The sequence below is a fragment of the Pseudomonas sp. LBUM1674 genome, assembly GCF_059695635.1.
In genome coordinates this window covers 2,585,626-2,604,209 of the sequence record NZ_CP166779.1, presented here as the reverse complement: position 1 = coordinate 2,604,209, position 18,584 = coordinate 2,585,626, and the positions used below count along the sequence as shown (strand labels likewise).

General features: G+C 61.0%; 18 protein-coding genes. 11 read left to right on the top strand and 7 right to left on the bottom strand.

The annotated features are described in order from the left end of the window. The first annotated feature begins 60 nt into the window (after positions 1 to 60). From ACA067_RS12130 to phnE, 4 genes are read left to right on the top strand one after another with little or no spacing between them, the layout of a single operon-like run. Complete coding sequence (locus tag ACA067_RS12130; protein WP_497461975.1) at positions 61 to 912, top strand: putative selenate ABC transporter substrate-binding protein; 852 nt, start codon at positions 61 to 63, stop codon at positions 910 to 912. After that, on the top strand, positions 909 to 1,706 hold the full coding sequence (locus ACA067_RS12125) for a phosphonate ABC transporter ATP-binding protein (RefSeq protein ID WP_497461974.1): 798 nt from the start codon (positions 909 to 911) through the stop codon (positions 1,704 to 1,706). Before ACA067_RS12130 ends, ACA067_RS12125 begins: the two co-directional genes overlap by 4 nt. Then, positions 1,700 to 2,527 (top strand): PhnE/PtxC family ABC transporter permease, encoded by an 828-nt coding sequence (locus ACA067_RS12120; protein WP_497461973.1) that lies wholly within the window; start codon positions 1,700 to 1,702, stop codon positions 2,525 to 2,527. Before ACA067_RS12125 ends, ACA067_RS12120 begins: the two co-directional genes overlap by 7 nt. Further along, positions 2,524 to 3,291, top strand: coding sequence for a phosphonate ABC transporter, permease protein PhnE (gene phnE / locus ACA067_RS12115; protein ID WP_497461972.1), 768 nt, complete (start codon positions 2,524 to 2,526; stop codon positions 3,289 to 3,291). The genes ACA067_RS12120 and phnE overlap by 4 nt, the downstream gene beginning before the upstream one ends. A 27-nt stretch (positions 3,292 to 3,318) precedes the next feature. Here phnE and ACA067_RS12110 read toward each other — a convergent pair whose 3' ends face one another. Genes ACA067_RS12110 through ACA067_RS12100 form a run of 3 tightly spaced genes read right to left on the bottom strand, consistent with a single transcriptional unit; the run spans position 3,319 to position 6,314 of the window. Then, complete coding sequence (locus ACA067_RS12110) at positions 3,319 to 4,827, bottom strand: tripartite tricarboxylate transporter permease (protein WP_497461971.1); 1,509 nt, start codon at positions 4,825 to 4,827, stop codon at positions 3,319 to 3,321. A gap of 24 nt (positions 4,828 to 4,851) precedes the next feature. Beyond that, entirely contained in the window at positions 4,852 to 5,346 is a 495-nt protein-coding gene (locus tag ACA067_RS12105) for a tripartite tricarboxylate transporter TctB family protein (RefSeq protein ID WP_497461970.1), read from the bottom strand. Continuing rightward, entirely contained in the window at positions 5,343 to 6,314 is a 972-nt protein-coding gene (locus ACA067_RS12100) for a tripartite tricarboxylate transporter substrate binding protein (RefSeq protein ID WP_497461969.1), read from the bottom strand. Before ACA067_RS12100 ends, ACA067_RS12105 begins: the two co-directional genes overlap by 4 nt. Positions 6,315 to 6,537: 223 nt before the next feature. On the opposite strand from ACA067_RS12100, the gene chrA reads away from it, so the two are divergent. The 3 genes from chrA to ACA067_RS12085 all read left to right on the top strand — a co-directional run bounded on the left by chrA (position 6,538) and on the right by ACA067_RS12085 (position 8,797). Beyond that, positions 6,538 to 7,746, top strand: a complete 1,209-nt coding sequence (gene chrA / locus ACA067_RS12095) for a chromate efflux transporter (RefSeq protein WP_497461968.1) — start codon at positions 6,538 to 6,540, stop codon at positions 7,744 to 7,746. Positions 7,747 to 7,934: 188 nt separating this feature from the next. Next, on the top strand, positions 7,935 to 8,285 hold the full coding sequence (locus ACA067_RS12090) for a DUF6152 family protein (RefSeq protein ID WP_497461967.1): 351 nt from the start codon (positions 7,935 to 7,937) through the stop codon (positions 8,283 to 8,285). Next, positions 8,285 to 8,797, top strand: coding sequence for a DUF6644 family protein (locus ACA067_RS12085; RefSeq protein WP_497462765.1), 513 nt, complete (start codon positions 8,285 to 8,287; stop codon positions 8,795 to 8,797). Before ACA067_RS12090 ends, ACA067_RS12085 begins: the two co-directional genes overlap by 1 nt. A gap of 45 nt (positions 8,798 to 8,842) precedes the next feature. Here ACA067_RS12085 and ACA067_RS12080 read toward each other — a convergent pair whose 3' ends face one another. Further along, complete coding sequence (locus ACA067_RS12080) at positions 8,843 to 9,931, bottom strand: polyamine ABC transporter substrate-binding protein (RefSeq protein ID WP_497461966.1); 1,089 nt, start codon at positions 9,929 to 9,931, stop codon at positions 8,843 to 8,845. 54 nt (positions 9,932 to 9,985) lie between these two features. Further along, complete coding sequence (locus tag ACA067_RS12075) at positions 9,986 to 11,287, bottom strand: NAD(P)/FAD-dependent oxidoreductase (protein WP_497461965.1); 1,302 nt, start codon at positions 11,285 to 11,287, stop codon at positions 9,986 to 9,988. A 166-nt stretch (positions 11,288 to 11,453) separates the two neighbouring features. Between ACA067_RS12075 and ACA067_RS12070 the strand changes: the two genes are divergently transcribed. Further along, positions 11,454 to 12,338 carry a LysR family transcriptional regulator gene (locus tag ACA067_RS12070; protein WP_497461964.1) on the top strand — a complete coding sequence of 295 codons (885 nt, stop codon included), beginning with the start codon at positions 11,454 to 11,456 and terminating at the stop codon, positions 12,336 to 12,338. A gap of 46 nt (positions 12,339 to 12,384) precedes the next feature. Here ACA067_RS12070 and ACA067_RS12065 read toward each other — a convergent pair whose 3' ends face one another. Both ACA067_RS12065 and ACA067_RS12060 read right to left on the bottom strand, forming a co-directional pair. Further along, on the bottom strand, positions 12,385 to 12,606 hold the full coding sequence (locus ACA067_RS12065; RefSeq protein WP_497461963.1) for a hypothetical protein: 222 nt from the start codon (positions 12,604 to 12,606) through the stop codon (positions 12,385 to 12,387). A 124-nt stretch (positions 12,607 to 12,730) separates the two neighbouring features. Further along, positions 12,731 to 13,876 carry an alkaline phosphatase family protein gene (locus tag ACA067_RS12060; protein ID WP_497461962.1) on the bottom strand — a complete coding sequence of 382 codons (1,146 nt, stop codon included), beginning with the start codon at positions 13,874 to 13,876 and terminating at the stop codon, positions 12,731 to 12,733. Positions 13,877 to 14,174: 298 nt separating this feature from the next. Here ACA067_RS12060 and ACA067_RS12055 point away from each other — a divergent pair, with 298 nt between their 5' ends. From ACA067_RS12055 to ACA067_RS12045, 3 genes are all read left to right on the top strand, one after another. Next, positions 14,175 to 14,432 (top strand): DUF2790 domain-containing protein, encoded by a 258-nt coding sequence (locus ACA067_RS12055; protein WP_497461961.1) that lies wholly within the window; start codon positions 14,175 to 14,177, stop codon positions 14,430 to 14,432. Positions 14,433 to 14,876: 444 nt separating this feature from the next. Next, positions 14,877 to 16,061 (top strand): acetyl-CoA C-acyltransferase family protein, encoded by a 1,185-nt coding sequence (locus ACA067_RS12050; protein WP_497461960.1) that lies wholly within the window; start codon positions 14,877 to 14,879, stop codon positions 16,059 to 16,061. A 124-nt stretch (positions 16,062 to 16,185) separates the two neighbouring features. Beyond that, positions 16,186 to 18,573 carry a DUF3772 domain-containing protein gene (locus tag ACA067_RS12045; RefSeq protein WP_497461959.1) on the top strand — a complete coding sequence of 796 codons (2,388 nt, stop codon included), beginning with the start codon at positions 16,186 to 16,188 and terminating at the stop codon, positions 18,571 to 18,573. Positions 18,574 to 18,584 lie beyond the last annotated feature (11 nt).

Sequence of the window (18,584 nt, the reverse complement as noted above, 5' to 3'; positions counted from 1 at the left end):
CAGCCATCAGCTTGTGCCCGGCGCCTCGACATTCTTGCGTTAATGTACCGGAGAATTTCCATGCTCAAACGCCCCCTGGCATTGGCCGTCGGCTTGGCCCTGTCGTTTTGCACCCTGCTGGCGCAGGCCGCCGACACCCTGAAAGTCAGCGCAATTCCCGATGAAGCGCCCACCGAACTGTTGCGCAAGTTCAAGCCGCTGGGCGTTTATCTGGAACAGCAGTTAGGCATGAAGGTCGAGTTCGTACCCGTGAGCGACTATCCGGCCGTGGTCGAGGCGCTGGCCACCGACCGGATCGACATGGCCTGGCTGGGCGGCTTCACGTTCGTGCAGGCCCGCCTGAAAACCGGCAATGCCATACCCCTGGTACAGCGCGAACAGGACGCTCAGTTCACCAGCAAATTCATCACGGCCGACCCGGCCGTCAAGTCGCTGGCCGATCTCAAGGGCAAGACCTTTGCATTCGGTTCGGTGTCTTCGACATCGGGCAGCCTCATGCCGCGCTTTTTCATGCTCAAGGACGGCATCAAGCCGGAAACCTATTTCAGTCGCGTGGGCTACTCCGGAGCCCATGACGCCACCGTCGCCTGGGTCCAGGCCGGCAAGGTGGACGCCGGGGTACTGAACGCCAGCGTCTGGGAAAAACTGGTCGCCGCCGGCAAGGTCGACACCACCAAGGTCAAAGTGTTTGCCACTACCCCGGCCTACTTCGACTATAACTGGACGGTGCGCGGGACCCTCGACCCGGCACTGGCAGCCAAGATCAAGGCCGCCTTCCTGGCGCTCGATCCGGCGAAGCCCAAGGACAAGGAAATCCTCGATCTGCAGGCCGCCAGCCGATTCATCGAAACCAACCCTGAAAACTACAAGGGCATCGAAGAAGCCGCGCGCGCCGCCGACCTGCTCAAATGACGTTGCATCTGACCCAGGTCAGCCTTACCCACGTCAATGGCGTCCAGGCGCTGCGTGGCGTTGACCTGCACATCGCAGCACGCGAACAGGTCGCCATCATTGGCCCGTCCGGCGCGGGCAAGTCGAGCCTGCTCAACCTGCTGGCCACCGCCCTGCGACCTGGCAGCGGTGAGCTGCAGGTGCTTGGCGAGCGGGCCTGGCAGCTGTCTGCCCGTCAGCGCCAGCGTCTGCGCGCGCGCATCGGTCTGATCCATCAAGCGCCCCCGCTGCCGCCACGCCAGCGCGTGGTCACCGCGGTCCTGGCCGGAAAGCTGGGGCAGTGGGGCCTGGGCAAGAGCCTGCTGAACCTGCTGCATCCGCTGGATATTCCGGGCGCACGCGCGGCATTGGCCAGGCTGGACCTTGGCGACAAGTTGTTTGCGCAATGCCAGCAACTGTCCGGTGGACAGCTTCAGCGCGTGGGCATCGCCCGCGTGTTGTATCAAGCGCCCGAAGTGTTGCTGGCCGATGAGCCGGTATCAGCCATGGACCCGGTGCTCGCCGAGCACACGCTGTCGGTGCTGTGCCGCCATGCCCGGGATCACAACGTCACCCTGGTCGCCAGCCTGCATGCGGTGGAACTGGCCCTGGCGCATTTTTCGCGGATCATCGGCTTGCGTGACGGGCAGATCCTGTTCGACCTGCCCGCTGGCGCCGTCGACCGCGAGCTGCTCGACAAGCTTTACGCCAATGAGCAGCTGCAGTCCTCGCCGGTTCCTCCGGCACCCTTGAGTGTGCAGATTCCCCGATGCTGACGCGCGATACCCGAGATCCCGCCACCCGCCCCCGCTTGCTGCTCGGTCTGCTGGCCCTTGTCCTTTTGTGGCCGGGCATCCGCTACAGCGAGCTGGACCTGGGCGTACTGGTCGCGAGTGATAGTCAGAGTGAGATCGGCAAATTTGTTGCAGCCTTCTGGCCACCCGCCCATGACGAGGCGTTCATTGAGCTGTTGTTGCAAGCCACCCTGCAGACCCTGGCCATCGCCACGGCCGGCATGGCCCTGGCGTTGCTGTTGGCAATCCCCGCCAGCCTGCTGGCCAGTCGTGCCCTGTCGCTGTCTGCTGCCTCCCGTGCCGGCCACCCGGGCTTTTGGGGCCGACTGCTGCGCTGGCCGATACGCGGCTTGCTGATCTTCCTGCGCAGCGTGCCGGAAATCGTCTGGGCCCTGCTGTTCGTGCGCGCCGTCGGCCTCGGCCCGACCGCCGGGGTCCTGGCCATTGCCATTACCTACAGCGGCATGTTGGGCAAGGTCTACGCGGAGATTTTCGAGTCGGTCGACCAACGCCCGGCCCACGCACTGCTGCAATCCGGCAGCGGTCGGCTCGCGGCTTTTTTCTACGGGATCCTGCCCAATGTCGCTGCGGAGCTGCTGTCGTACACGGTGTACCGCTGGGAATGCGCCATCCGCGCCTCGGTGGTAATGGGCTTCGTCGGGGCCGGCGGCCTGGGCCAGCAAATGGATCTGTCATTGCGCATGTTCGCCGGCGGTGAAGTGGCCAGTTTGTTGCTGACGTTCCTCGTCCTGGTGCTACTCGCCGATCAACTCAGCCGCCTGCTGCGCTGGAGGCTGGCATGAACCGCCTGTTGAACCTGGTCCTGCTGCTCTGCATCGGCGCAGCGGTCGTCGCTTCGTTCATCTACCTGGGCATCGACCTCGGCGAACTCGGCGCCAGCGACAACCTGAAGCAGATGGGCGCTTATGCGCAGCGTTTTCTCAGCCCCGACCTGAGCCCGGGCCATCTGCAAGCCATCGGCCACGGCGCCCTGGAAACCATCGCGATGTCCGCTCTGGGCACCCTGCTCGCGGCGGTACTCGGCCTGCTGTTGGCATTGCCCGCCGCCGGGCGCTTCGGCTGGCCCTTGCAGAGCGCCTCGCGCCTGGTGCTTAACGCCTTGCGCGCGGTGCCGGAATTGGTGTGGGCCGCGCTGATGGTGCTTGCCGCCGGGCTCGGGCCCAATGCCGGCACCCTGGCATTAGCCCTGCACACCACCGGCGTGCTCGGCCGGCTGTTCGCCGAAGCGCTGGAAAACACCCCGCCGGAACCCGCCGAAGCTATCCGCCTGCAGGGCGGCAATGCCGTTTGGGCGTTCTGTTACGGCACCCTGCCCAACCTGTTGCCACAGTTGCTGGCCTACATCCTGTACCGCTGGGAAAACAATATCCGCATGGCCAGTGTGCTCGGTTTCGTCGGCGCCGGTGGTCTGGGACAAATGCTGTATGTCAGCCTCAGCCTGTTTCAGGAAGCCCAAGCCAGCACGGTCATCCTGGCCATGCTGATCCTGGTATTCGCCGTCGACACATTGAGCAGCTGGAGCCGTCAACGCTGGGTCAAGGCCTGACTGCAAGATCCCGGCACCACCAGCGTCTCAATCATCCTCATGCAACTTGATACCCCGCGCATGCAGCAGATGAGGTACCAGCAGCACCAGCAATGTCAGCGCCAGGAACGCCGCCGATATGGGTTGCGTCAAAAACACCGTCCAGTCCCCCTCGCTGATGGACAAGGCGTTACGCAATTGCTTTTCAGCCATCGGCCCCAGCAGCATGCCCACGATCACGGGGGCAACGGGGAAGTCGAAGCGCCGCATCAGCACACCGCCCCAGCCGATCGCCAGCATCAGCAACAGATCGAAGGAAGAGTGGCGCATGCCGTACACGCCAATGGTGGCGAACACCAGAATGCCGGCGTTCAGGTAAGGCCGGGGGATCTGTAACAGCTTCACCCAGAGGCCGACCAGTGGCAGGTTCAACACCAGCAGTATGACGTTGCCGATGTACAGCGAGGCCACCAGGGTCCAGACCAGGTCTCCCGAGGTCTCGAAGAGCATCGGTCCCGGTTGCAGGTTGTAGTTCTGGAAAGCGGCCAACAGGATTGCCGCGGTGGCGGAGGTGGGAATGCCGAGCGTCAGCAGCGGCACCAGAGAACCGGTCGCGCTCGCGTTGTTGGCGGCTTCGGGGCCGGCGACGCCTTCGATCGCGCCTTCGCCTTTGCTGGCGGCAAATTCTTTCGGGTATTTGCTGAGTTTGCGTTCGGTCGAATAGGACAGAAAGGTCGGAATTTCGGCACCACCGGCCGGGATCGAGCCGAAGGGAAAACCGATCAGCGTTCCCCGCAGCCACGCGGGCACCGAGCGCTTCCAGTCGGAGCGGGTCATCCACAACGAGGTCAACCGGTGCCGGCCGGCTGCAGCTTCTTTTTGATAGAGCAGGCTGTACAACGCCTCCCCCACGGCAAACAACCCGACCGCTACGAGCACCACCTCGATGCCATCCACCAGCTCGGGGACCCCCAGGGTGTACCGGGCTATGCCCGAGGTCGAGTCCAGGCCGATCAAGCCGACGATCAGACCGATCCCCAATGAGGCAAAGCCTCGCAGCATCGAAGCCCCCAGCACCGCCGACACGGTGGTGAAGGACAGCACCAGAATCGCGAAATACTCCGCAGGACCGAACTTGAGCGCGAGTTTGGCCACAAGGGGAGCAAACAGGGTCAGCAGTATCGTCGCAATGGTGCCGGCCACAAATGAGCCGATCGCCGCCGTCGCCAGGGCCGGTCCCGCCCGGCCGTTGCGGGCCATGAGATTGCCTTCCAGGGCCGTGACCATGGACGACGATTCACCCGGGGTATTGAGCAGAATGGACGTGGTCGAACCGCCGAACTGAGCGCCGTAATAGATACCGGCAAACATGATCAGGGCCCCGGTGGGGTCGACCTTGGCGGTGATTGGCAGCAGCAAGGCAACGGTCAATGCCGGTCCGATCCCCGGCAAGACGCCAATCGCGGTGCCGAGCAAACAGCCGATAAACCCCCACATCAGATTGATCGGCGTCAATGCCGAGGAAAACCCCATCGCCAGGCTTGCGAGAATGTCCACCGTATCGATCTCCTTCGGCCCGGTTCAAATCCAGGCGTTGACCAGGGGCGGAAGGGAAACCCCCAGCCCGGCGTTGAACAACCAGTAGATCGGCAGGGTCAGGGCCATGCCGATGGCGAGATCGCGCACTGGACGGCGGCTGCCAAAACCCCGTGCCGAACAGGCGAACAACAACGCGGCCGCCAATACGAACCCGATGAGGTTAATGAGCAAGGCTACCCCCAGAAGGCCCGCCGTCACCCAGGCCGCACCGGCTTTTCCGCCGGGTACGACGCCGGCCGATTCGTCGTTGTGGTCCGCCAGGTCGCGAAAGCCACCCGTGACCGCCTGATAGCTCAGTAACAGGCCCACCGCACCGAGGAATACCGCCACGGCATAGGGATAGACGTGTGCCCCCAGGATGACGAACCCCATCTCGGGGGGAAATCGATACGCGCCGAACGCCAACACTGCGCTGACGGCAATCACACCGATGCCAATCGCCAGTTGCGTCGGCACTATCGTGCGAGGCTGAGTCATTTCGCAACCAGCCCGACCTCGACCAGCATCGCACGCAGCCGCACGTGCTCCTCGTCGACGAATTTGCCGAACTCATCGCCGGTCAGGACGTTGGGTGACCATTTGTTGGTTTCGATATTTTCTTTCCAGACGTTGCTCTTGGTAGCGGCCACGACCGCGTCGGTTACTTCTTTACGCTGCTCCGGCGTGAGGCCTGCGGCGCCGTAAACGCCACGCCAGTTGCCGATTGTCACGTCGTAGCCACTCTCTTTCAGCGTCGGTGCATCGATGCCGGCCACACGCTCGGGCGCGCCGATGGCCAGCACACGGAACTGGCCGTTCCTGATGTACTGGCCAAGTTCGGCATAACCACCGGTGATCACCTTGATCTGACCACCCAAGGCCTGGGCAACGACTTCACCACCACCGGCGAAGGCGACGTAATTCACCTTGTTGACCGGCACCCCCATTTTGCTCGCCAGCTCGGCAATCCCGATGTGATCGATCGATCCCTTGGAACCACCGCCCCAGGCGATACTGGTCGGCTTGTCTTTAAAGGCTTTGAGCAAGTCCTCCAGGGTCTTGAATTCGGACTCCTTGCGTACCGCGAGCACATTGTATTCGGTGAACAGCCGGGCGATCGGTGTCACGTCCTTCAAGCTGATTTGCGGCTTGTTCTGTTCAATGGCAGTCACCATGATCGCGCCGACGACCAGCAGCGCATTCGGGTCGCCTTTGGTGCTGTTGGCGAATTGCGCCAGCCCCAGGGTCCCCCCTGCTCCGCCCTTGTTCTCGAACGTGGTGGATTTCGCCGCTTTGGCCTCGACCAAGGCTTTGCCCAGCACCCGGGCGGTCTGGTCATAACCGCCACCCACGGAGCCTGGGGCCATGAACTTGACGGTGTCCAGCGCGAAAGCCGGTGCTGCAAGGGCCGCAGCAGTAATGCCGGCTGCAAGGTAACGATTGAATCGATGGAACAAAGCGGACATGAGTTGTCTCCCGATTGCATTGTTTTTATAGTTGCCGGCTGAACGTCGATCAGGGCGCACTACCTGTTCAACGCACCTTGGCCTGCGGATAAGCGTAGGCCATGCTCAGGACAACGGCATACAACAATGAGTCGCTTCGAAAGGGGCGCCTTTTCAGGTCATCGACACTCGCTATCGTCCTTCGATGATTGAATCGGAACCGTTAGACAAGGAAGGCAAATACATGGCCAACGCTCGTGCCGATGACCGCAGTAGTGCGTGGTCGGTGTTTCTCATCTTCCTGCGCCTCGGGCTGACCTCTTTCGGCGGCCCGATTGCGCACCTGGGCTACTTCCGCGATGAGTTCGTCACACGACGACGCTGGCTCAGCGAAGGCAGCTACGCGGATCTGGTAGCCCTCTGCCAATTCCTGCCGGGGCCGGCGAGCAGTCAGGTCGGCATCGCACTGGGTATGTCCCGGGCGGGATACGGCGGGGCGCTGGCTGCCTGGGCCGGTTTTACGCTGCCTTCGGCTATGGCCCTGATCCTGTTTGCACTGGGCATTTCCCGATATGGCACTGCCATTTCCCCCGGCGCACTGCATGGCCTCAAGGTGGTGGCCGTCGCGGTGGTCGCGCAAGCGGTATGGGGCATGGCGCGAAACCTGTGCACGGACGTGCCGCGAGTCACCCTCATGGCGATTGCGGCGTGCGTAGCCCTGCTCGAACCGTCCGCCTGGGGCCAGGTCAGCGTAATCGCCACCGCGGCCGTTGCCGGGCTCCTGCTGTTCAAGCCCGGGCAGAGTGCCGGCCACGATCCACTCCCGATCACGATCAGACGCCGGACCGGGGCAATCTGGCTGGCGCTGTTCCTGGCCTTGCTGGTGGGCCTGCCCCTGCTGGCCCAGGTGCTGCCCAATCAAACCGTGGCGATGGTGGATGCCTTCTACCGGGCCGGATCACTGGTATTCGGTGGGGGCCACGTCGTTCTGCCCCTGCTGCAAGCCGAGGTGGTGCCCACCGGCTGGGTCGGCAATGATGCCTTCCTCGCCGGGTATGGCGCCGCTCAGGCGGTGCCCGGACCTTTGTTTACGTTCGCCGCGTTCCTTGGCGCGTCGATGAGCCTTGCCCCTTCGGGCTGGATCGGCGGCATGATCTGCCTGTTGGCGATCTTCGCGCCGGCCTTTCTATTGATCATGGGCGTCTTGCCCTTTTGGGAGCGCTTGCGTCGCAGTTTACGCACCCAGGCTGCACTTGCCGGGGTCAATGCGGCGGTGGTTGGTCTGTTGTTGGCCGCGCTGTATCAGCCGGTCTGGACCAGCGCCATTGTCCAGGCCCAGGACTTTGGACTGGCGCTGGTTGCCCTGGTGGCGCTGATGTTCTGGAAACTCCCGCCCTGGCTGGTGGTTATCGCAAGCGGTGTCGCGGGCTGGCTGTTAAGTGTCTTGTTGTAAAGGCGGGAGATAATGACCGACTGGCAACTTATTGATATTCAAACTTCTACTTTTTCAGAAACACTTATCCCTGATGGCGCGCTACAGCGCTGAACAATGCCGAGTTATTCTAAAAACCATCTGCGCTAAACCCTGGCCTGGTACGTCGGGAGTCAAGTTGTTCAATAATCTGCAACAGGAAACTTGTCATGAAAGGCATACTCGGCAGCATTGGATTGTCGCTCTTATTGGCCACAACTGCGGCGTTCGCTCATCACGGCTGGAGTGAATATGACTCCAGCACATCCCTGAAACTGAACGGCACAATAGAAGAATCCGGCTACTCCCATCCCCACGGTTTCGTGCGCCTCAAGACAGCGGACAAGACCTGGAACGTCGTCCTTGCACCGCCCTCGCGCATGGAGAATCGCGGCCTGTCCCGGGACATGTTGAGTGTGGGTAACAAGGCCACCGTGGTCGGCTATCAGAATCGCAACAAGCCTGAAGAATTGCGCGCCGAACGCATCACGGTCAGCGACAAGACCACAGAGCTGCGATGATGCAGGCCGTCGATAGCAGCGGTGGGACGGACCCGGACAGCTGGCTGGACTGGTTGAATGACTCGCCGGTTGGGGCAGCCATGCGTGGCGACCTGTGGCTGTATCCGATGGTCGAGGTGGTTCACATCATCGGTTTCACGGTGCTGGTCGGCTCTGTCGTGATGTTCGATCTACGGGTGCTCGGGCTGTCGAAAGACATTGCGGTGACGGCCCTGGCGCGCCACCTCCTGACCTGGTCGATTGCGGCCCTGCTGTTGATCGTGCCTGCCGGGCTGATGATGTTTTCAGCCCATCCCCATGATTTCGCCTCCAATGGCGTCTTTATCCTGAAGCTGTGCCTGATCGCTACGGCGGGCGTCAATGCAGCCCTGTTCCACGTCGGTGTATACCGCTCTGTCAACCGATGGAACACCGCCGTTGCGGCACCTGGAATTGCCAGGATCCAGGCGCTGTTTTCGATTGCGCTATGGGTCACCGTGATCCTCTGCGGTCGACTCCTGGCCTACACCTGAGCCGCGCCAGTCCGAGCGGCGGCCCTGGCGGCGGCGGTCGCTCAGTCAGGTATTGGTCTTCAGCTTGGTCCACAACCGGGTACTCAACCGTGCGATGGCCGCAGGCAGTTCCTCCACGGTAAACAACTTGTCCAGCACACTGCTCGGCGGGTAGATCGCCAGGTCCTGCTTCACGGCTGGAACCACATACTGATCCGCCGCCAGGTTGGGGTTGGCGTAGTGGACGCTGTTGCTGATGTTGGCAATGACCTGCGGCGTCAGCAGGTAATTCATGTAGGCGTAGCCATTCTTCTCGTGCGGCGCGCTCTTGGGCATCACCACCATGTCGAACCACAGGGTCGATCCTTCGTCGGGGATCGAATAGGCGATGTCGATGCCGTTGTTGGCTTCCTTGGCGCTGGCCGCCGCCTGTACCACGTCCCCATTGAAACCGATTACCGCGCAGACGTTGCCGTTCGCCAGGTCGCTGATGTACTTGGAAGCATGGAAATACTGCACATAGGGTCTGATTTTCAGCAGCGCCTGCTCGGCCTTCTTGTAGTCCGCAGGATCGTGACTGTGGGGCGGCAGGCCCAGGTAGTTGAGGGTGATCGGCAGGACCTGCGTGGGGTTATCGATAATCGCCACGCCGCACTGACTCAACTTCTTGATGTTGTTTTCATCAAAAAACAGGTTCCAGGAACGGGTGACGTCGGTGTTGCCGAAGATCGCCTTGATCTTCTCGACGTTGTAGCCAATGCCCGCGGTGCCCCACATGTAGGGATAGCCGTATTGGTTGCCCGGATCATTGACCTCGAGTTTCTTCATCAGTGCCGGGTCAAGGTTTTTCCAGTTGGGCAGCTGGTTTTTGTCGAGCTTCTGAACAGCGCCTGCCTTGATCAATCGGGACAGAAAATGGTTCGAAGGGCTTACCACGTCATAGCCGGTGTTGCCGGTCATCAACTTCGACTCCAGCACTTCGTTGCTGTCGTGAATGTCGTAGGTGGTCTTGATCCCGGTTTCTTTGGTAAACGTGGTCAGGCTGTCGTCGGCGATGTAGCCGTTCCAGTTCGAAATGTTGACGACTTCGTCGGCGTAGCCGGCTGCCGACAACGTCGTCAGCACGACCATCAGCGGAATATTGTTGACGCGCATGTTCAATCACCTGGTTGTTGATGAGTTTTTATTGTTTGCCGAATGCCGGGTTTTCTAGACTTCTGTTCTGGCCCTGACCGCCTCCACGCGCATTCGCAGCATGGCACCGATATCGAGCAAGGGGCGCGGCGGCAACCAGCCCGGCTGAGCCCTGTGCATGACCGATGTCAGGATCGGCGAGCTGGCGCCCGATGCCAGTTCGGCGAGCAGGCGTCCCCACAGGGTGCCGCGCGCGACGCCCGAACCGTTGCAGCCGGCCACGGCGAAAACGCCCTCTTCGACCTTGGCAAAGTAAGGCTGGCCGGAGCGTGAGGCGCTCAGGTGTCCGGTCCAGGTGTATTGGATGTCCTGCTCGTTCAGCCATGGAAAACGTCGCTGCAAGCCGAGCACATGGTGTTTTCGACGCTGCTCGAGTTCACTGCCGGACAAGTCCCGGGAACGGTATTCCGCCGTATTGCGGATCATCACCCGACGGTCCGGTGTCAGGCGCACCGTGGCGCCAAGTGGCCGGGTAGAGAGTACGCCCCAGGGTTCGACAGCGCCCATGGCGCTGAACTCTTCGTCACTGAGCGGCCGCGTGAGGCTGGCACTGAGCTCCATCGCGAAGGTGCCGCTGTCCGCGATCCCGGCGCGCGGGATGAAAGCGTTCAGGCAGACGAGCACCTGCTTTGCTTCGATGCTCGCGTTGACAGCGTTGGCGCGAAGACTTCCGTTACCCAGACGTTCGAGCCCGCTGATGTCAGTGTTTTCGTAGAGGGTGACGGTGTCCGGGAGCGTATCGAGCAGACCTTTCACATACTTCGCCGGTTGCAGCAGCGCGTTGCCATTGCCACACCAGATCGCGGACTGATAATGCCGGGTTCCGAGCTTCTTGCTCAGTGCCTCACCTTGCAGAAACTCCGCGCGGGCGCCGACGGCACGTAGCGTTTGCAGCTTGGCCTCGACCTGGGTCAGTTTGCCCGGATCGCTGACGGCAAAGAAATAACCCGAATCGCGGAAATCGCACTCGATGCCATGCCGAACAATGCGCTGGCGTACTTCCTCGCTGGCGACCCGGGAAATCTCGGTGTCCACTGCAAAATCAGCAAAACCCCGGCGGCCGATCAACTCGTCATCGGTCGGGTGCTCGTGGCCCACCACAAAGCCTGAATTGCGTGCCGAAGCCCCCTGCGCCGCGCGCTGCCGGTCAACGACCACGATACGTGCCTGAGGGTGCATGTCTGCCAGCGAATGAGCGGCACACAGGCCGGTGATGCCGGCACCAATAATCAGCCAGTCAGCCTTTTGCGTGCCGCTCAGGCGAGCGCGTGCCGGAGAATCTCCAGCTTGCGCAATCCAGCCACATCTATTTTCCATGCGTCACCTCATTCGACTGTCGTTCTGCGAGCCGTCTCTGTTCAAAGCACAACCTCATGCAACAATCGCATCAGTGGTTTGAGTTGGCGGTAGCTAGAGCTAGAATCTATAAGGCCTTCGGCAATACAACCAACGTTATAAAATCATCGAGCCATTCAGAAAACGCATGGATAAAATTCGCCACGTTGCTTCGCTCCAGGCCTTGCAGGCATTGGTCGAAGTCGCCGACACCGGTAGCTTCACCCAGGCTGCGCAGACGCTGTGCCTGACCCAAAGCGCAGTGAGCCGGAAAATTCAGCAACTGGAGAGTCACTTCGGCTTACCGATGTTTGTGAGGAACAGCCGCCATGTCCGACTGACGCCGGAGGGCGAACAGGTGCTGGCAACCGCGCGCACTATCCTGGCGCAACTGAAAACACTTGAGGACCGGCTTGCACCGCAGAAACGGCCTTTCCGCATCCGCATGCATGTGTCGCTGGCAGTGCGATGGTTACTGCCGAAGTTGAGCGAGTTCTATCGAAGTCACCCGGACGTTTTGCTGTCGATCGAAACCGTGGCGACTGAAGTGGTGGAGCCAGCGATCGATAGCGATGCCTACATCCTCTATCTGCCGGAGCCGTCCGCTGATCCGGATTGCCTGACCCTGTTCGAGGAAGCCCTGGTGCCGGTGTGCGCCCCGGGCCTGGGCAGCCCGACCCGGCCGTTGCAGGCGGTGGAAGATCTCGTGGGTTTCGCGCTGCTGCATCGTTCGGCGGACAAGCATGACTGGGTCCAGTGGCTGGTAGCCAATGGCGGCAAGTCGCTGGAGGATTACCGACACATCCCCTTCAACCTCGACGAGCTGGCGCTCGATGCCGCAGCGCGAGGATTGGGGGTGGCCATGACCGACTTGACCCTGGCGGCCGAATCCATCGAACGGGGCGTGCTGGTCATACCCTTCGGCCCCCCCTTGAAAACCCGCGGAATCTACGCGCTGAACCTGCAACCTTCAGCAGCTTCGCACCCGGCGTGTGGGCTGATCATGCAATGGTTTGCCCAACAGGCCGAATGACCTTCGCCGGCCCGGACACCAACAATCGTCCGACAACGCCAGATCCCTAGGTACCGCGCCCCAACCCTTCTATCGCGTTGGCAAAAGCACTACCGGCCTGGCGAACCAGTCCGCGCCATTCAACGCTGTTGATAAGCCCTTTGCGTTCCATCTCATCGGCGGCCTTGAGCAACTCGTCGTACTGCTCTTCAGGATCCATGCGGATTTGGGGCTCTTTCAGGAGCTGATACCAGGCATCCAGGGCTTCCTGCTTGCTATCGTCATTCATGGTCAAACTCCCGGGCTGTGACTGTTGTTGGAAGTTTTTTCATGAGGCGCCGTTCCTCGATTCCGACGTACGGCATTACGTCGTTCGACAATATCCCGGTTCATGGAAACGCCTTTGCGGCGTTTCATCCCCCGGTTGCGATAATCAAAGGTACAAGCTGCTCTTCATCCGACAACGCTCCATGATGACCTGTCCACGAGGTCTGAAAGGGTTCTCGGACAGAGCGAACCAGGCCGGCATTGTCCCCGGCGACCAGCAAAAGATCGCCAATGCGCTTGCACGCGGCATCCGTCACGTTCTTCCCGAACAGGCCAAGGACCAAAGCCTGTTCTCGCGTGAGCACATCAAAGTGGCCTGCGAGAACTTCGCGCCAGCGCTTCACTGCATCGGAATCGGTGGGGTCTTGAAGATAAACATGCCGCGCCCGAATATCACCACAGAGACTGGCTACTCCCCGTTGCAAGTCCGGCATCAAATCAAAATCAAAGGTCCTGGCATCTTCGATCGTGGTCATACCATGATCAGCGGTCACTATCAGCAGCGCATCCTGCTCAATTTGATCTCGCAGACTGCGGATTCGTTGATCGATGTCTTCGAGCGTGTCCTGCCACTTCTCGGATCCTGGTCCATGCAAATGTCCGCACAGGTCGAGTTCACCGAAATAAACGTACGACAGCTGTCGATCATTGCACTTTGACGCCAACCGAACGTTTGCAATCAGATCGTCGGGATCTGTGAACGCAATGACGTTGGCCCCGTTGAACACGGTCCGGGTATAGGCCGAACCGGCAATGGCGGCAGGCAGAAACGCATTGATCAACAAGCCACCGGCGGCCGCCTTCACCCAGGCCGACTGGCTGGCCACGATCTGTTCGGCACAGGCGGCGGCTGCGTCAAGTCGACCGGTGCGCGGGTCGAAGAGCTGCCAGGACAGAGGATTGAACTGCCACTCCTCGACATTGAAAGCCGCACCCACTATGCCATGAGTACCGCTGTCTTCTGCGGTTGCCAGCGAAGCCAGGCTGGCAGCCGTCGTCGACGGAAAGCCCGAACGCAGTACTTGCCCCTCCCCCCTGATGACCAGTGAGCTCAGATAGGGAGCCCTGTGGGCATAACGGTCCAGAAGTTGAGCGCCCAGCCCGTCAACCAGACACAGCACCACCTGCTTGCAGCGTGGCAAGACGATGCTTGCCGAGTTATCGCCGGCGCCCAGCGATTGAAGCACCGAGTTCGTCAAACTGGCCAGGCCGGACCTGATTGGCTGGGACATGATGCGCCTCCTTGAGCAGTGTGAATGGCCTCCACTCGATTCCATCGCAGAGGGTTGAAGCCATGGAGATTACAAACTTGTCATCGAGTTGTCAGCGTAGCCAGCACCCTCGCTTCCTACCGTGGTGGCGTCAGTCTCCCACACCGGGAGCCGCTGGTCGCCAGCCGAAACCCCGGCGCCAATTCGTTACAGAATTGTCATTCCACTGTTGGTTGGCTGTGCGGATCGCCTGGTGAACCTGAACTCACTGCCAGGCCACCCTCCAGCAGCCAATCAGCCCTGAACAGAGGGAATCATCATGAAAATGTTCATATTCGGTTTGGCCGCCCTCCTCGCCACCGGCCCGGCGTTGGCCGATACCCACACCGCCGACCCTGTCATCCACGACAAGACCGGTTTCTTCGTCCATCTGGACGTCGCCAAAGAGCTGACCAGCACCGATATCTCGCAAGCGTGCGGCATCGTCCCCGCACGGTTCACATACCTCGACCACCAAGGGCGCGAGCATGTGCTGGAGTACCAGGCCCAGGGTGTGTGGTGCATCAGTGATCATTGACAAAGGCGCCACATGGCAACGCTTAGGTTGTCACCGAAATGCAAGAGCACCGCGTGATGTAGGCGCAAGCTGGCGAAGACGGCTGTACATTCAGTAGAAGTGTTGACTGACAGACCGCTTTCGCTGGCAAGCCAGCTCCTACGGGGATCTTCAGTGAACACCAATTCGGTGGACGCCGCCGATCCCGTGTAGGAGCCGGCTTGCTGGCGAAGACGGCGGCACATTCAGTAGAGGTGTTGACTGACAGACCGCTTTCGCTGCGGTGCGGCGATCCGACAAGCCAGCTCCTACATGGGACTGCGAAAACCTCAAGTAAAATGGCAAAAAACGCCAGCGCCTTTGAGCAGTTTCGGCATAGGCGCAACACTTTGCCGAATCTAGACTCGCCCTCCTATAAAAGCATCCAAACTAAATAAAATCCGGTGCCTATCCAGGAGAACCCCCATGAACCCATCCGATATTTTTGTTATCAGCGCCGTACGCTCGGCCATCGGCAGCTTTGGCGGCTCGCTCAAGGATGTGCCACCCATCCAGCTGGCCACCGACGTTTGCCGCGCCGCCATCGAGCGTTCGGGCCTGGCGCCGGAGCACATCGGTCACGCCGTAATGGGGCATGTGATCCCGACCGAAGCACGTGATGCCTATATCTCCCGAGCCGTGGCAATGAATGCCGGCCTGCCCAAGGAAACGCCGGCCTTCAACGTCAACCGTCTCTGCGGCTCCGGTTTGCAGGCCATTGTCAGTGCAGCACAAAGTCTGATGCTGGGGGATGCCGGTGCCGCGCTGGCCGGTGGCGTCGAGTCCATGAGCCGTGGTGCCTATCTGTTGCCGCAGGCACGCTGGGGCGCACGCATGGGTGACATGCAGGCCATCGACTTCATGCTCGGCGTGCTGCAAGACCCCTTTGCCGGTTTCCACATGGGCATCACCGCGGAAAACATCGCCGAACGTTATGGCATCACCCGCCAGGCCCAGGATGAGCTGGCGCTGCTGAGTCAGCAGCGTGCGGCCCGGGCGATTGCCGAAGGGCGGTTTGTCGAGCAGATCGTGCCGATCGAAGTGGCGACCCGTAAAGGTACGGTGAGCTTTGCCACTGACGAACATGTGCGCGCCGAGGTCAACGCCGAGCAATTGGGCAAGATGAAACCGGCCTTCAAAAAAGACGGTAGCGTGACCGCCGGCAACGCCTCCGGCCTGAATGACGGCGCCGGTGCGCTGATCTTGGCTACCGGTGAAATGGTGCGTGCGCAGGGCCTCACGCCGATGGTGCGACTGGTTGGTTATGCCCACGCCGGTGTCGAACCGGAACTGATGGGACTGGGCCCGATTCCCGCCACGCGTCTGGTGCTCAAACGCGCAGGCTTGACCGTTGCCGACCTCGATGTCATCGAATCGAACGAGGCCTTCGCCGCCCAGGCCTGTGCGGTAGCGCAAGAACTGGGCTTCGATCCAGAGAAGGTCAACCCCAACGGTTCCGGCATCTCCCTGGGCCATCCGGTGGGCGCCACCGGTGCGATTATCGCCACCAAGGCCATTCATGAACTGCACCGTGTCCAGGGTCGTTATGCCCTGGCGACCATGTGTATTGGCGGCGGCCAGGGCATCGCCGTGTTGTTCGAACGCGTCTGACCGGCCCGACTCCCCTGCCCCCGTTCAGCGGGGGCAGCTGAGCGCGTACGACAAAACCATTCGAAAACCGGTGTGATGACCTAACCTCATAGGCTGAGAGACTATCAACAGAGTCGAACAGCCTATGCGTCCTGCATTGAAAGCCATGATCTTCGTCGCTTTCACGCTTTTCGGGTCGAGTCCCGGAATGCTGTCGGCAGCGGACCCGCCAGACGCTTCAGTGCCCAGACCGGGTGCTGCAATCCTTGCCGTTTCCCACAGCGACCTCCAGGCGTTGCAACTTCGACTGGACATCCTCAAGCAGCAGATTTCGCTGGTAGACAACTACAACCAGCTGGAAGGCCCGCAGGATCTGGTTCAGGCGTTCATCCTCGATGTCGATCGCCTGTCGGCCTCATTGCTTCCCCTGCAGACTCAATTGCGCGCACAACTCGGCGTGTTGGGGCCTGTTCCGCTCGACGATGTAGCAACGGAGCAATCCGATATCGCCGCGCAAAGGGCGGCGCTCAACGAGCAAAAAAACAAAGTCGACGCCACCTTGAAAACCCTGGCAGCACTCAAGGAGAGTGCCACTGACCTCATCACCCAGATTGCCGGCATTCGGCGCAACCTGCTGGAAAGCGAACTGACCCTGAGCACCCGGAGCATCCTAAATCCGGGTTTCTGGTCACCGCTATTGAACCCGTCGCCGGACGATCGGCAGCGCCTGGGCTCGTTCATCGATCAGGCGCGAGACGTGATCAAGTCCGCCTGGCAACCCGGTCAGCGCCTCTTCACCGTGGCATTGCTGTTGCTGGCCCTGGTCCTCTGGACCCTGGGCCGCAGGCTCGCCGAACGAGGGCTGGCGTGGCTGTGCATCCACCGCATGCCCGAGGGGCGCCTGCGCCGCAGCTCACTCGCACTCGCCTCGGTGCTGGCCACGGTATTGACCGTTGGCATTTCCCTGCAATTGCTGTTTTTTGCCTGCACGCGCGAAAGTCCACTGACGCCGATGCTGATGACCTTTTCCCAGGAATTCGAAAAGATCGTTTATGCCTGCGTGCTGATTACCGCGTTGAGCCGCGCCTTGTTGTCCACGCAACATCCCTCCTGGCGGTTGCCCGCGATTGCCGATCCGGTGGCGCTGTCGCTCAAACCTTTTCCTCGACTGTTGGCCGCTGTCCTGCTGGTGCAGATGACGATTGTCCAGGTCGCCAACGCAGCTGGCATGAGCAGTGAGGTCGTGCTCGGCGGTCGAGGCGTCATCGGGCTGACGGTCACCTCGATAGTCGCGGCTTTATTGTGGCGCACGGGCAAAGTCCGAAGATCAGTCGCGGCGAGCGGCGAAGCCCCCGAAGCGGGCACGACCTTCGCCGGCCTGCTATACGCCATCACCGGTCTGGCGATATTGATTGCCCTGATATCGCTGTTGAGCGGTTATATTTCTCTGGCGAGGTTCATCACCTTCGAACTGGTCTGGGGATTCATGATCCTCTCCGGCTTCTACCTGCTGATGCAGCTGTTCAAGGACGCCTGTGAATACCTTTTTTCACCCAGGAGTCCAAGCGGCAAGGCGCTGAAACAGATGCTGGGCATCGAAGATCCTCGCCTGGAGCAGATTTCGATCATTTTGTCGGGGGCCGGTAGGGCCGGGCTGTTGCTGTTGGCGCTTGTCACACTGCTGGTTGGGGGCATCGGAACAACCCTCGGACAACTGCTCACCAACATCTTCGCGATACTCGGCGGCGGCGGCCTGCGCAAACTGAATATCATCCCGGGCCACTTGCTCAACGCCGTAATGGCGCTATTGATCGGCATCTACTTGATTCGCTCACTGCGCCGCTGGCTGGATAACGAGCTCCTGCCCAAGACCGAGATGGACCCGGGCATGCGGGCCTCGCTCAGCACGCTGTTCGCCAATATCGGCTACGCCCTGGTCATTCTGCTGACGCTGTCATCCCTGGGCGTGCAGTGGACCAATCTGGCCTGGATCGTCAGCGCCTTGTCAGTGGGGATCGGCTTTGGCTTGCAGGAGATCGTCAAGAACTTCGTCTCCGGCCTGATCCTGCTGACCGAACGGCCGGTGAAGGTGGGCGATCTGATCAGTATCAGCGGGGTCGAAGGTGACATCCGTCGAATCAACGTGAGGGCCACTGAAATCCAGCTCAGTGACCGCTCGATCGTCATCGTCCCGAACTCGCAGCTGATCTCGCAGAACTTGCGCAACGTGACCCTGGGCGGCAGCGCCCAAGGGGTGGCGACACTCGAACTCACCTTCCCCCTGGACATCGACCCCGAACAGGTGAAAAACCTGCTGTACGACACGTATTGCGAGCACGAGACCATTCTCGACAAACCGGCGCCGGTGGTCCGGTTCAGCAAACTGACCCCCGAAGGCATCACGCTGACCATTACCGGTTATGTTGGCAGCCCGAGAATTGTCAGCACTACCAAAAGCGACCTGCTGTTCGAGATCCTCAAGCGCCTGGGTGCCGCCGGGATTGAATTGGCGAAGCCGGCACCCGCGGCGTGAGCGGGTGCCCG

Coding starts and splice junctions, on each gene's coding strand:
- ACA067_RS12050 (WP_497461960.1), top strand. CDS start 14,877: ATGAACCCATCCGATATTTTTGTTATCAGCGCCGTACGCTCGGCCATC.
- ACA067_RS12075 (WP_497461965.1), bottom strand. CDS start 11,287: ATGGAAAATAGATGTGGCTGGATTGCGCAAGCTGGAGATTCTCCGGCA.
- ACA067_RS12130 (WP_497461975.1), top strand. CDS start 61: ATGCTCAAACGCCCCCTGGCATTGGCCGTCGGCTTGGCCCTGTCGTTT.
- ACA067_RS12085 (WP_497462765.1), top strand. CDS start 8,285: ATGCAGGCCGTCGATAGCAGCGGTGGGACGGACCCGGACAGCTGGCTG.
- ACA067_RS12120 (WP_497461973.1), top strand. CDS start 1,700: ATGCTGACGCGCGATACCCGAGATCCCGCCACCCGCCCCCGCTTGCTG.
- ACA067_RS12105 (WP_497461970.1), bottom strand. CDS start 5,346: ATGACTCAGCCTCGCACGATAGTGCCGACGCAACTGGCGATTGGCATC.
- ACA067_RS12090 (WP_497461967.1), top strand. CDS start 7,935: ATGAAAGGCATACTCGGCAGCATTGGATTGTCGCTCTTATTGGCCACA.
- ACA067_RS12125 (WP_497461974.1), top strand. CDS start 909: ATGACGTTGCATCTGACCCAGGTCAGCCTTACCCACGTCAATGGCGTC.
- ACA067_RS12065 (WP_497461963.1), bottom strand. CDS start 12,606: ATGAATGACGATAGCAAGCAGGAAGCCCTGGATGCCTGGTATCAGCTC.
- ACA067_RS12060 (WP_497461962.1), bottom strand. CDS start 13,876: ATGTCCCAGCCAATCAGGTCCGGCCTGGCCAGTTTGACGAACTCGGTG.
- ACA067_RS12055 (WP_497461961.1), top strand. CDS start 14,175: ATGAAAATGTTCATATTCGGTTTGGCCGCCCTCCTCGCCACCGGCCCG.
- ACA067_RS12045 (WP_497461959.1), top strand. CDS start 16,186: ATGCGTCCTGCATTGAAAGCCATGATCTTCGTCGCTTTCACGCTTTTC.
- ACA067_RS12070 (WP_497461964.1), top strand. CDS start 11,454: ATGGATAAAATTCGCCACGTTGCTTCGCTCCAGGCCTTGCAGGCATTG.
- ACA067_RS12080 (WP_497461966.1), bottom strand. CDS start 9,931: ATGCGCGTCAACAATATTCCGCTGATGGTCGTGCTGACGACGTTGTCG.
- ACA067_RS12100 (WP_497461969.1), bottom strand. CDS start 6,314: ATGTCCGCTTTGTTCCATCGATTCAATCGTTACCTTGCAGCCGGCATT.
- phnE (WP_497461972.1), top strand. CDS start 2,524: ATGAACCGCCTGTTGAACCTGGTCCTGCTGCTCTGCATCGGCGCAGCG.
- chrA (WP_497461968.1), top strand. CDS start 6,538: ATGGCCAACGCTCGTGCCGATGACCGCAGTAGTGCGTGGTCGGTGTTT.